12 protein-coding genes and 1 tRNA gene are annotated in these 12,313 nt (G+C 59.9%); 3 read left to right on the top strand and 10 right to left on the bottom strand.

Going from position 1 to position 12,313, the window contains the following annotated elements:
- Positions 1 to 58: 58 nt before the first annotated feature.
- Positions 59 to 487 (bottom strand): ubiquinol-cytochrome c reductase iron-sulfur subunit, encoded by a 429-nt coding sequence (locus HZB60_10750; protein MBI5060243.1) that lies wholly within the window; start codon positions 485 to 487, stop codon positions 59 to 61.
- A 4-nt stretch (positions 488 to 491) separates the two neighbouring features.
- Positions 492 to 3,035 (bottom strand): SpoIIE family protein phosphatase, encoded by a 2,544-nt coding sequence (locus HZB60_10745; protein ID MBI5060242.1) that lies wholly within the window; start codon positions 3,033 to 3,035, stop codon positions 492 to 494.
- Positions 3,036 to 3,384: 349 nt separating this feature from the next.
- On the opposite strand from HZB60_10745, the gene purE reads away from it, so the two are divergent.
- The 3 genes from purE to HZB60_10730 are packed head-to-tail and all read left to right on the top strand — an operon-like array spanning position 3,385 to position 5,547.
- The gene (gene purE, locus HZB60_10740; GenBank protein ID MBI5060241.1) at positions 3,385 to 3,879 is read left to right on the top strand and encodes a 5-(carboxyamino)imidazole ribonucleotide mutase; all 495 of its coding nucleotides are present in this window, start codon (positions 3,385 to 3,387) and stop codon (positions 3,877 to 3,879) included.
- Entirely contained in the window at positions 3,876 to 4,979 is a 1,104-nt protein-coding gene (locus HZB60_10735) for a 5-(carboxyamino)imidazole ribonucleotide synthase (GenBank protein MBI5060240.1), read from the top strand. The genes purE and HZB60_10735 overlap by 4 nt, the downstream gene beginning before the upstream one ends.
- Positions 4,980 to 4,995: 16 nt before the next feature.
- Positions 4,996 to 5,547: a LemA family protein gene (locus HZB60_10730; GenBank protein MBI5060239.1), complete on the top strand. Its 552-nt coding sequence runs from the start codon at positions 4,996 to 4,998 to the stop codon at positions 5,545 to 5,547.
- A gap of 119 nt (positions 5,548 to 5,666) precedes the next feature.
- Here HZB60_10730 and HZB60_10725 read toward each other — a convergent pair whose 3' ends face one another.
- The 8 genes from HZB60_10725 to HZB60_10690 all read right to left on the bottom strand — a co-directional run bounded on the left by HZB60_10725 (position 5,667) and on the right by HZB60_10690 (position 12,241).
- A complete protein-coding gene (locus HZB60_10725; GenBank protein MBI5060238.1) occupies positions 5,667 to 7,124 on the bottom strand; it encodes a DUF853 family protein in 1,458 nt (485 codons plus the stop codon).
- A gap of 39 nt (positions 7,125 to 7,163) precedes the next feature.
- Positions 7,164 to 7,937 (bottom strand): GNAT family N-acetyltransferase, encoded by a 774-nt coding sequence (locus HZB60_10720; GenBank protein ID MBI5060237.1) that lies wholly within the window; start codon positions 7,935 to 7,937, stop codon positions 7,164 to 7,166.
- Between the two features lie 15 nt (positions 7,938 to 7,952).
- Positions 7,953 to 9,722 (bottom strand): MFS transporter, encoded by a 1,770-nt coding sequence (locus HZB60_10715; GenBank protein ID MBI5060236.1) that lies wholly within the window; start codon positions 9,720 to 9,722, stop codon positions 7,953 to 7,955.
- A gap of 224 nt (positions 9,723 to 9,946) precedes the next feature.
- A tRNA-Ser gene (locus tag HZB60_10710) sits at positions 9,947 to 10,036 on the bottom strand.
- 29 nt (positions 10,037 to 10,065) lie between these two features.
- Complete coding sequence (locus HZB60_10705) at positions 10,066 to 10,515, bottom strand: ester cyclase (protein MBI5060235.1); 450 nt, start codon at positions 10,513 to 10,515, stop codon at positions 10,066 to 10,068.
- A gap of 248 nt (positions 10,516 to 10,763) precedes the next feature.
- Positions 10,764 to 11,207: a hypothetical protein gene (locus HZB60_10700; GenBank protein MBI5060234.1), complete on the bottom strand. Its 444-nt coding sequence runs from the start codon at positions 11,205 to 11,207 to the stop codon at positions 10,764 to 10,766.
- Positions 11,208 to 11,243: 36 nt separating this feature from the next.
- Positions 11,244 to 11,816 (bottom strand): DNA-3-methyladenine glycosylase I, encoded by a 573-nt coding sequence (locus HZB60_10695; protein MBI5060233.1) that lies wholly within the window; start codon positions 11,814 to 11,816, stop codon positions 11,244 to 11,246.
- Between the two features lie 5 nt (positions 11,817 to 11,821).
- On the bottom strand, positions 11,822 to 12,241 hold the full coding sequence (locus HZB60_10690) for an ester cyclase (GenBank protein ID MBI5060232.1): 420 nt from the start codon (positions 12,239 to 12,241) through the stop codon (positions 11,822 to 11,824).
- Positions 12,242 to 12,313 lie beyond the last annotated feature (72 nt).

The following is a 12,313-nucleotide window of genomic DNA, read 5'->3' as shown; positions in this document are numbered from 1 at the left end:
CGTCCAATGAAAAAGGGGTGCGATTGGGCACCCCTTGCGCATTTGGGCATAACGCCCGTTACAGCTCGATGATCAGTACCGATCCCTGTTTGGTCAGCGGTATCTCGCGCAGCGGGGATGCTGCCGGTCCTTGATTGACGGTTCCGGTGAGATTGAATTTCGAGCCGTGACACGGGCAGTTCAGAGTCGGAGTGGATGCGGCGACGGTGCACCCCTGGTGAGTGCAGCGGCTATCCAGCGCGAAATAGCTCTCGCCACTGGTGTGGGTAACGAGCAAGGGTCGGCCCAGCGGCGTGTTGTCAAGTCGAATCGCGGTGTTATCCGCGAGCAACTCGCCGCAGTCATTAAGGTCAAGCCGAACGTTGTTGTTCTCGTCGATCGTGAACGGACAGCCGCTTCCGGCGTCATCGTCCCCGTCGTCCTGTTTGCAACCGATCCCGCCGGCGGCCAATAGCCCCGCCGCGCCGGCGATCGCGCACGTGCGCAAGAACTCACGCCTGGTCTGTTCCATCCACGCTCCTCCCGGCCAATCGGGCCGTACCCTTCATTCCGCGTACGATCATCAACGTGAAGTCGTCGTCAAACTGATCCTGACCGTGGAACCGAACCACATCCGACTCCAGTCCGCGCACAAGTTCGCGCGGACCGCGATGCCGGTTTTGCACGACGTGGTCAAGAATACGCTGCTCGCCAAACTCCTCTTCGTCCGGATTCATGGCCTCACTGACGCCGTCCGTGTACAGCACGATCACGTCACCATCTTCCAGCCTGACGGATTCCTGTTCGTACACGACACCCTCGACGCAGCCCAGAATCAGCCCACCGGTGTCCAAGGCATGCGTTTCCCCTGACGCGCGAATCAGGATCGGAGCGTTGTGTCCGGCGTTCACATACGTGAAGACCTGACCGCGGGGTTCATAGATGCCGACAAAGAAAGTGATATACTGTTCCGGCGGTGTGTTCCGCAGAATCAGCTCATTGACGCGGGACACCGTCTTCGTCAGCGGGACCCCGATGTCGATCGCCGTGCGCAGCGAGGCTTGCAAGTTCGCCATCAACAGTGCCGCCCCGGCGCCCTTTCCGGAAACATCCCCCACCGAGAGCACCGTTTCGCCGTTCGCCAGCGGAATGACGTCAAAATAGTCGCCCGCGACGTCCAGAGAAAAGTGCGAGCAGGTCGCGATTTCAAGCCCCGGCGTGTCCGGCAGATCATGCGGGAGCAGACCCTGTTGAATCTGCCGGGCAATCTTCATCTGCTCTTCCAGCCGCTGCTTCTCAACGTTCTCCTCGATGAGCCGCATGTTCTCACTGGCCAACGCAATCTGCGGAGCCAGCGAATCCAGAATGCGCAGCTCTTCCGCCGAGAAGTCCTCGCGCTCGAGTTTGCGGCCCAGTCCGAGAAAACCGACCAAGCGTTGTTGGGCCACCAACGGCAGCACGAGTGCCACGCCGTGCTGGGTCAACCACGAGGATTCATCCGCGCGCATCCGCACGCGCGAGCTGGCGATCACCTCGTCAATCAAAACCGGCCGGGACTCGCGCTCCAACGCCAACACAAAATCAGTCCCAAGACAGAACGGCGTCAGCGCGCCGCGAAAGCCGATGAACCGGCCATCCTCGCCGGAAAGTACCACCGGGTACACCGTCTCGACCAAGAGACCCGCGCGCAACCGCTCTTCGAGCTGCGTCCAAAACGACTCCTTGTCCGACAGCAGGAGCGCCCGCTGCAAGAAATCACGGATCAGCTGGCGGAGGCGCTCTCGCTCCGGGTACACCCGCCGCTCAATCCGGTTCCGCAGGCGCCTTTGTAACGGGGCTGTCAACGCGATCGCGACCGCCACCACAACGATCTGATTGCGGGGTGTGAAATTCGTTCCCACCAAGTAGCCCAAGCCCATCGCCAACAGGCTGAGCACGACAAACGCCAGTCCCGTTATCAAGAGGTAGCGGGTGCCGCGACGAATCCGCGCCTCAACATCCAGCAGCCGCCAGCGTCCGAAGGCGTAGGCAAACGAAAGCGGCGCAGACAGCATTCCGAGAAAGGCGAAGTTGATCGCGAGAATCGTCAACTGCGGATGCCGTTGAAACCACACCGAGAACAGATTCACCGCCAACACCAGCACCAGCAACAGCCCCAGACTGACACCCGCTCCCCAGGAAACCAGGTTCGCCTGTCGCCGTTCCAAGATATCCGTCGCGCGTTTTTTGCGATAGACAAGAATCAGGAAGCCGACCGCGATCTCCACCGCGAGCGCCCCAAAGAACACATTGATGACCGTGCGACCCTGTTGTCCGTCAACGAAGAGACCGTTCCAAATCAGGATCGCGGCACTGATCGAATAGCAGATCACATAGGTCAGCCAGGGTCGCCGTTCGATGAACTTAAGCGGCCGGGGAAACACCAGATTGAGGTGCAGCCAGAACGGTGCGAACAGCGAGCCGAGCGTTGAGAGCACCGCGATAATCGTATTCAGGTAGATGATATCGAACGCCGCGAACGCCTTCCCGAGCGCGTTCACGCCCGCGATCATGAACGCGGCCATCGACAGGCAAAACAACGTGAACACCCGCACGTCAGCGGCCTGCGGCCGCGCAAAGAACGCCCAGAGTCCGACCCCGACAAACAAGAACGATACCAGAAAGCGCAAGACCTGAAGGATGATCATGTCGCGCAACTGGTGCGTCTGCGGCAACTGCTCGATCACCACATTCCGCAGCGTGTCGCCGCGAGCCGTGCGCCAGGAAATCTCCGTGCGCTCGCCCGCCCGGCCCGGAGATCCAAAGTAACGCGCCCAGCGATCGGGTGTCGCGACCGAGTCCCCGATCGTCACGACCGTGTCGCCCCAAGACGGGTATGGGGCAGCCGCGAAATCCGTGGAATCCACCACCGCAAAGACCGGCCGGGGTCCGTTCCCGTTGCGGACCTCGGAAAGTGTTGTCCCTGACCGCCGCCAGCTCTGAACTTTCGTCGCCTCGCGTGCGTAAAAGATGAACACGAATACAAACAAACCAAGCCCGAGGACCGCGATGGCCATCCGGACTAAGTTGTCGAGTGCTGACTTTATGTTCGCCCTATTCATCCAAGATATTGTTTAATATTCCCTTAGTCATGTTGAACGGTGGCCATGCCTCCACGCTAAAATCTACACGGATTTCGTCAGAATTGCAATGAACCTACGCCACAGCGGCGACGGGTTGCCGCCGCAATTCCGGGACAAGTGGCCCGTCAACTAAGACGCGACATTGTGAAGCGAGACCATAATTTGCATGACATTTTGATGAGCAACTCGGCTGGGGCAATGACAGCCCGGAGTTGACTTCTGCCCAAATCGACCTTACATTAGGTGTTGGCCCTGTACATTCCCCGAAACTTCCGACTCATCCATGTCCCCACTTGTCGCGATCATCATGGGTTCCCGCTCCGACTGGGAAACCATGTCGCACACCGCCGCAACACTGGAAGAGCTGCGTATCCCGCACGAGGTCAAAGTGATCTCGGCTCACCGGACTCCTGACCTGCTGTTCTCGTTCGCCGGCGCGGCGTGCGAGCGTGGCCTGCGCGTCATCATCGCCGGAGCCGGGGGCGCGGCGCATCTGCCGGGTATGGCTGCCGCTAAGACCCGCCTGCCGGTGCTCGGTGTTCCGGTGGAGTCCAAGACGCTGAAAGGTGTGGATTCACTACTCTCGATTGTCCAAATGCCGGCGGGGATTCCCGTCGCTACCTTTGCGATCGGCAGAGCGGGAGCGATCAATGCCGCCCTGTTCGCGGCGAGCATCTTAGCCGCGGACCACCCCGAGATCGCCGTCGCGCTCGATCAGTTTCGCGCGCGCCAGACTCAGAATGTGCTGGACAATCCTGATCCGCGGACCGGCGCATGAAGCTTGGCGTGCTGGGCGGCGGCCAACTGGGAAGAATGATTGGTCTGGCGGGACTGCCGCTGGGTCTGCAATTCCGATTCTTCGATCCGATAGCCGACTCACCCGCGCAGGCCGTTGGTGAGTTCGTCTGCGCGGCGTACTCGGACGAATCGGCGTTAGCGGAATTCGGCCGCGGGCTTGAAGTTGTCACGTATGAGTTTGAAAACGTTCCCGATGCCGCCGCGAAGCTCGTCGCCGCGCACCGGCCGGTGTACCCGGCGACCAATGCGCTGACCGTCGCGCAGGATCGCCTGCAAGAGAAGCAGCTCTTCGAGAGTTTGGAGATTCCCACTCCAAAGTATGTTGCGATCGAGACTCCTGAACAACTGCCCGCCGCCTGTGAAACGGTCGGCTATCCGGCAGTGGTGAAGACCCGCCGGCTCGGCTATGACGGCAAGGGACAGGTCATCGTGCGGTCCGCTGAAGATCACACAACCGCTGCCCGACTCCTCGAATCCGCGCCCTGCCTGGTCGAGCAGTTCATCCCGTTTCAGCGGGAACTCTCGATCCTCGCGGTGCGCTCTCGCTCCGGCGAAGCTGACGCGTATCCGCCGGTGGAGAACTTGCACCGTGACGGAATACTGCGTCGAACCATCGCACCCGCGCCCGATACCCCGGCTGAGGTTGCGAGGCGAGCGGCGCACTACGCAACGCTGGTGATGCGCGCACTTGACTACGTCGGCGTGATCTGTCTCGAGTTGTTCGAGTGGGATGGCCGGCTCTATGCCAATGAGGTCGCGCCGCGCGTACACAATTCAGGGCACTGGACGATCGAAGGCGCGGAGACCAGTCAGTTCGAAAATCATCTGCGCGCGATCCTCGGTTGGCCGCTCGGTTCCTGCCGGCTGCGCGGAGCTGCGGCCATGCTCAATATCATCGGTTCGCCGCCCGAGACTTCCGATATTCTGAAATTGCCGGACGTGCATCTGCACCTCTATGGCAAGTCTTCGCGGCCCAACCGCAAAATCGGTCATGTTACGATCTGCGCGGAAGACGGGTTTCTGCTGCACACGCTGCTGCATGAGCCCGCGCTGCAACGCGTCTTCAACCACGGCGAATAGGCTCACTATCTTCACCATGATTCTGCTCATCTATCTCGGTATCATCGTTGCCCTGCTCCTGTGGGGCGTCGGAATCTACAACGGACTGGTCAAGCTGCGCAATCAGGTACGAACGCTCTGGGCGCAGATTGAGGTTCAGCTCAAACGCCGCTACGACCTCATTCCCAATCTGGTGGAGGTCGTCAAGGACTATATGGGTTACGAGCAGGAGACGCTGAGCAAGGTCGTGGAGGCTCGCGGCAAAGCGATGTCCACTCAGGGAATTCCGGAGAAAGCAATGGCCGAGAACCAGTTGAGCGGCGCGCTCCGCTCACTATTTGCCGTGGCCGAGAGCTATCCGGATCTCAAGGCAAATCAGAATGTCTCCCGCTTGCAGGAGGAACTGGCCAATACCGAAAACATGATCGCCAACATGCGCAGCAATTACAACCAGACGGTCATGGATCTGAATAATCGCACCGAGACCTTTCCGTCGAATCTGATCGCGCGCTGGTTCGCCTTCCAGCCGGAAAAGTTCTATACCACTCCCGACGAGGAGCGCGCAGCGCCCAGAGCCGATCTACGCTGAATCCCGCCGAGCCGGGTTAAGTCCGCGCAACCCAGCCGGAAGCGGAACCGCCGGCAGCGCAGAACTAACGAGGGCACGCATCATTGCGTGCCCTCGCCGCATTTGTACTTGATCGCCGCCTACCGCCGTCGCGTACCGCCGCCGCCCAAAAGCGAGCCCAACACGCCGCGAATGATCTGCCTGCCCACCGTGCTGCCCATCGCGCGCGCCGCGCTCTTTACCATCGCTTCGAGGACTTCGCCGCTCGATTGCGACACGGGTCTCGCGGTCGGTGACTTCATTGACTGAGCCTGAACCGTCTGCTCGCCGCGCTGTTTCAGCAGCTCGTACGCAGACTCGCGATCCACCTGCTTTTCATATTGCCCGGCCACCAGGGACGAAGCCATGTGCTGCTTCCGCTCCTCTGGAGTGATGGGACCGATGTGACTCATGGGTGGGTAGATCAACGCCCGCTCCACGATGCCCGGCGTTCCGCTCTCATCGAGAAAAGAGACGAGGCCCTCCCCGATCCCCAGTTCGAGAATCGCTTTCTCCGTGTCGAGCTTCGGATTCGCGCGAAACGTCTGCGCCGCCGCTCTAACCGCCTTCTGATCCGCCGGCGTGAATGCCCGCAAGGCATGCTGCACGCGATTACCCAATTGCCCAAGTACCTTGTCCGGCAAGTCCAGTGGATTCTGCGTAACGAAATACACGCCGACGCCCTTGGAGCGGATCAGCCTGACCACTTGCTCAATCTTCTCCTGTAAGGCGTCGGGCGCATCATCAAAAAGCAAATGCGCTTCGTCGAAGAAGAACACGAGCTTCGGCCGTTCCGGATCACCGACTTCCGGCAACCGCTCAAACAACTCCGACAGCAGCCATAGCAGAAAGGTGGCATACAGCTGCGGCGACTGCATCAGCTTGTCCGCCGCGAGCACGTTTACCACGCCCTTGCCGCCGGCATCCGTCTGCAGCAGGTCGTCGAGATCGAGCGCGGGTTCGCCGAAGAACTGCTCGCCGCCCTGTTGATCGAGCGTTAAGAGTCCGCGCTGAATGGCGCCGACGCTCGCGGCCGAGACATGGCCGTACTGCGACGACAGCGTCTTCGCGTTCCGGCTGACGTCATCAAGCATCGCCCGCAAATCCTTCAGATCGAGCAATAGCAGGCCGTTGTCGTCCGCCGCCTGAAACACAATATTCAGCACGCCGGATTGCGTTTCATTGAGATTGAGCAGGCGACTCAGCAACAGCGGCCCCATGTCGGAGATCGTCGTGCGCACCGGATGTCCCTGCTCGCCGAACAAGTCCCAGAATGTTACCGGGCACGCGGAATGGCTGAACCCTTGCAGTCCCAGTTGCTGAATGCGGCTTGCGACTTTAGGATTTCCGCCGCCCGCCCGGCTTACGCCGGAGACGTCGCCCTTGACATCCGAGACGAATACGGGCACGCCGTGATGACTGAACCGCTCCGCCATCACCTGCAACGTAACCGTTTTGCCCGTCCCCGTCGCGCCGGCGATCAAGCCGTGGCGGTTCGCCCGCTTCGGAACCAGTTCCAAGTCGCGCTCACCGCGCGCGATGATCAGTGAAGAGCCCAATCTGTAGTTCGTCTCCCGGGCGATTTGCCCCGCTAAGTTCTACTTAAGTCCCTGTCGCAAGATATTCCGAAAGCGCGTGCCACTGATGTAATGATCCGCCAATAGCCGGCCCTCGCATGTAAGTGAAAAGACGCCGTATCCTGACGGCGCGGCTTGGGCCGCCGCCGCGGACTTAAGCTCCTTCACGCGCAGTGCAGCTCCGGTGGACTCAGCGGTGGCCCGCAGATCGAGCATCGCCTTGGCGCTGTACGGACATTGATTTGCGCAAGCCAGCGTCAAGGCTCCGGTCTGGTCCCGCGCGGATTTCCAATCCAGAATCCGCGGTGGCTTGGCGTGCTTCAGCGCGAGCGCCCACAGCTCGTAGTGCTCCGATGTTTCCACGAGCGCAAACCCATTCTTCTGAAACAACCGGCGGTCCGGCAGCCACGGGGTGTCACCCGCAATCACGGCAACTCCCGCGCGGTTCCGCGCCCGGGCGTCCTCGATGCAGGTCTTGACGAGCAGCGAGCCGTAGCCCTTGCCGAGATGGATTCGCGGATAGACCCAGATGCAATGAATGAACAGGTAATCACTTGCCGCAACCGCGCGCCACGCGAATTCACCGGGCACGTATTCAATGAAACCCAGCGGCTTGCCGCCGCCCGCGGGGACGACGAGCTTGAGCTTCAAGCCTTCAGCGAAGCGCTGCTCTAGCCACTTGAGCTTGGCCTGATAGCCTTCGTGTTTCGGATTGGTCACGCAGAACAACCCCAACTCAGGAATATTCTCCAGCGTCAGATCCACGACGCTTACTGATGCAGCAGACTTGCTCATATGCGAAGCACCGGATTATTCGGGATTGCCTCTGCGCAAGATCAGGCGGTCATAGATGACGAGGACAATTGCGGTCAATACCGCCAGTCCGCCGAAAATCATCCACATCAGATCGGGACGGCCCTGATCGCGCGCCAGGGAACCGTAGAGTTCGCCCGACAACCGCCCACCGAAGATATTGCCGAGCGCGACCGTCCAGAAATAGAAGCCCATGTACATGGCCACTTTCTGTTGCGGCGCGATGCGGCCGACATACTCCTGACTCTTGGGCGACGCAATCATTTCACCGAACGCAAAGATAGTGATGGCAAGCGTCACCAGCCAGCCCGTCGCCAGCCATGCGCTCATGCCGATGCCGACCGCGGAGACCAGAATGCCGACCACCATGACGGAAAGCGGCGGGAAGAAGCCAATCAGGAATGAGACCAAGACCTGGAAAATGACGATCGCGCCCGCGTCAATATTGATGATATACTCCGGGTTTACCTGGCGATAACTCTCCGCCCAAGTGTGCGCCAATGCACGCACCTGCGTGGAGTCCTCGCCCCATTTGCCGCCGCCCACCGGATGCGGGTTCAGATTCGACACGGAGGACTTGATGTCGGATTCGGGTACGCGAACCTTGAAGTCGAACATCGTCCGCCGGAATTTCGTGGCCTGATCGTCCGAGACGAATATCACTCCCGGACTCTCCGGTTCGGTAGCTCGTACGGCCGGCTGCTCCGCCGCAAACTTGTGAATCTCCGCGGCCAGCAGGTCTTCATTCACCGCGGCGAATTCCCGCGCGAAATCCTCGCCGACCCAGTTCCGCGCCGTGTTCACCATATCCCGGGTTTCCACGAAATCGCGAATGTACTCGGGCATCGTCAGAAAAATCTGATTGAACGAAGTCCAGAACCCTGACAGAATGAGCAAGTAGAGCGCAAACTTCCAATTGCCGAGCTTCAGTGGCTGCGTCAGCCAGAAGCCGCCCGGCTTACCCGTTGCCCGTGCGCGCAGCGGAATGTCCAGCAGCACGTTTAGCACCACCCAGACCGCAGCTACGATCAGCATCTGATTCCACGAGATGTAACGGCCCGAGATTGCCAAGAGCGTCAGCAATACGAAGATCATCAGGAAGAAGCGGCCATTGCCCAGTACTTCCACGATGCCCGAGAGCACCTGCTTGATCGAACGCTTCTGCGCGCTGCCCGCCTCCGTGGTGGGCTCCTTATAGAACAGCAGCAGCCAAATGAAGTTGCAGGCGATCCAGAACGAAGAGGCGATGAAGACCCAATCCCAACCGTAGCGCACACGCACGATGCCGGCCACGATCGGCCCCACAAAGCCTCCGACATTCACCATCATGTAGAAGATGCCGAACCCCATGGACGAGTTCGTCTCATCCGTGGTGCGCGCGACCGTGCCCACGACCACCGGTTTGAAGATCGCCGCGCCCACTGCTACAAACAGAAACGCCATGAAGAACGTGCCGAACGCGCTAAACTGGCCCAACAGGTAATATGCCGGGACCAGCAAGGTGTACGCGACCAGAAACGTCTTCTTATATCCAAACCGGTCCCCCAACGCGCCGAACACCACCGGCAGCAGATACAGAATGAACGGCACGACACCTTGCAGCATGCCGCGCTGCTCGGACGTGAACCCCAGCGCGCCCTCGGCCCGCGAGCCTGTGATGTACAGCGACGAAACGGCGAAGAAGCCATACCAGGCCAGCCGCTCAAAAATCTCCATCGTGTTCGCCACCCAGAAACTCTGAGGTAGCTTGGAACGGGGCTTACGCACCGCAGTCGAGGATCCGGTGATTCCAATCATGGGGGGGAGTATCCGTAAGGAGAATGGTGTTCAGAGACTGCACGGGGAAACGCGGGAACGATGTCCGTCAACGAAGCACGCAAAAAGCGCACAGGGCACCTGTGCGCTTCGCCGCCTACAGCAATATCCGGGAGACCGCCAGCTGGCCTAATGCATGTGCCATCGTACCGATCAGCTAATGTCTCGCTTCGTTGCGGAGAGAGGGGGATTCGAACCCCCGGTGAGATGATAAGTCCCACGCACGCCTTCCAAGCGTGTGCCTTAAACCACTCGGCCATCTCTCCATGCGTGCGGCCAATGGCCGCAGGACTCCCTATGTTCGCGAATGTCGGTGTCGCGCCCCGTGCGCAACCGGCTCCAGGACGCCGACCTGCTTCAACAAGGACTGAGTGTCGTACACCGATTCAATCGAAATGATCCGCCCGTTGCGGATCCGGATCGTCATCCGGCCTTTCACGGAGAAGTGCCGGTTGCTCGGCGGAATCCCCAGAAAGTCGGATGTGTGAAACCCCGACATCACATAATCGAGCGCTACCGTATGCGTCGTCAGCGTGTGCCGGTGCGGCTTGATCGTGAAGTCCTTCCACGCCCGATGCACCGTGTCGCACCAATGCAGAAACTCCCGCCGGCCCGTCGTCGAGGTTGTCGGGCCATGATACTCCACGTTTTCGGCCAGAATTTCCTCGGCCACCTCGTGTCGCTGCTCCTGAATCACATTCTCCACCAGCCGTCTCGCCAGCGCAACTCTGGGATCGAGTTCCATCGTAAACCTCCGGTCGGTTGAGCCGAACCTCTCACTCGGTCAATCATCTTCCCCGAAAGTGCTCGCACTGACATTTCGACTTCTTCAATTCCGCGCCCCGCGCCCTGCATCTCACCGCGCGGGACTACTTCCCATTCGTGTCTCCTTGCATGAATGTGAACCTTTGCCTTCAAGTTCTTGCAACAGGTCAATCAACCAACGTCCGGGATCCGCGGCTACAGCACCACGACCGTGCCGCCGCCCGTCTGTCAGGGTACGGGTGGAGCAGGATTGTCAGGCGGGGGCACCGGCGGCGCAGGCTTCTCGCCCAACAGCTTGCCCATTAACAGGGTCAGCGCGCCCTGGACCACGCCACTGATGGCAATCGTAAACGGCGCGCTGATCAGCATCAGATTGCGCATGTCGAAACCCTCGGGGACCTGCTTCACCGCCTCTTGCAGCTTCGCACTATTGGCCAGGTACTCATCAAAAAACACATAAATGAGCAGCGTGTTGACCGCCGCGGCGATCAGCGCCGAAACCAAGCCGTGCTTAAAGTACTTGCCGCCGACCTTCAGCGCCAGAACCAGCGAGGAAATCAACGCCACGACAATCCACAAATACCACTCGCGGCCTTCCGTCCAGCCGGTCAAATTCAAGAGTCCGATCACGATCCCAAACCCGGCCATCAGCAACACCCAAGTCCAACGCATGGTACCTCCCGTGATGGAGTCCGAGATGCTACCCAATCACAATTGCTTGTGTCGAAAGCAGTCCACCGTATGGTCGTTCACCAGTCCGGCGGCCTGCATATAGGCATAACAGATTGTCGGTCCCACAAACTTGAAGCCACGACCCGCTAAGTCCCTGCTCATCGCTTCGCTCTCTGAGGTCTTTGCCGGCAGCTCGTTCAGCGACTTCCAGCGATTGCGAATCGACTTCCCGTTCACAAACCGCCAGACATATTTGTCAAAGCTGCCGAACTCCTCCTGCACGCGGAGGAAGCAGCGCGCATTCCCGATGGCGGACATGATCTTCTGCCGATTCCGGATGATCCCCACATTCGCCAGCAGGCGGTCAACATCTTTCGCGCCGTAACGCGCGATCCGATGATAGTCGAACTTGTGGAAGGCCTTGCGGTAGTTCTCGCGCTTGTACAACACCGTGCGCCAGCTCAACCCGGCCTGCGCCGCGTCCAGCACGAGATACTCGTAGTGCAACGAGTCATCGTGCACGGGAACACCCCACTCGAGATCGTGGTACTCGATCAGCAGCGGATCCGTGAGCGGCCACCCGCAGCGATTGATTTCTTGCTTAGCCATGGAGATCAGTCGCCGTCAACTTGCCGGAAAAAATCGTTGATCAAGTAGGTGACATCCACACGACAGATCCGATTGCCGTTCAACTCCGCGACCACGTTCCCGCTCACCGCAAACGGCTTGTTACTTGCCGGCACGCCCAGGAAGTCCCGCACGTGCAAGCCGCTGAACGTCATTCCGGCCGAAACCTCGTTGCCCTCCACGCGGACATCGCGGACATCCACGATCAGACCAGACCACACTGTTCGCAACGTCGCGATGTACCGCTTGCACTCCTCGCGTCCGCTGCAGTACACCGTCGGACTCTCGTAGATCATGTCCTCCGTCGTAATCTCGTCGGCAATCCCCATGTTGCCCCGAGAGAACATTTCGTCAGCCAGCCGCTGCAGCAACTGCGCTTTCTGTTCGGATGTCAATCCCGTGGTCATGGTACCTCCTCCTTGCTAAGGTCCAACCGGAGTCAGTTGTCGTTGACCGACCGTCTGGGTTGGTGTCAAGGC

The sequence above is a fragment of the candidate division KSB1 bacterium genome, from assembly GCA_016214895.1.
GTDB lineage: Bacteria > Electryoneota > RPQS01 > RPQS01 > RPQS01 > JACRMR01.
This window is presented reverse-complemented; position numbering and strand designations above follow the sequence as displayed.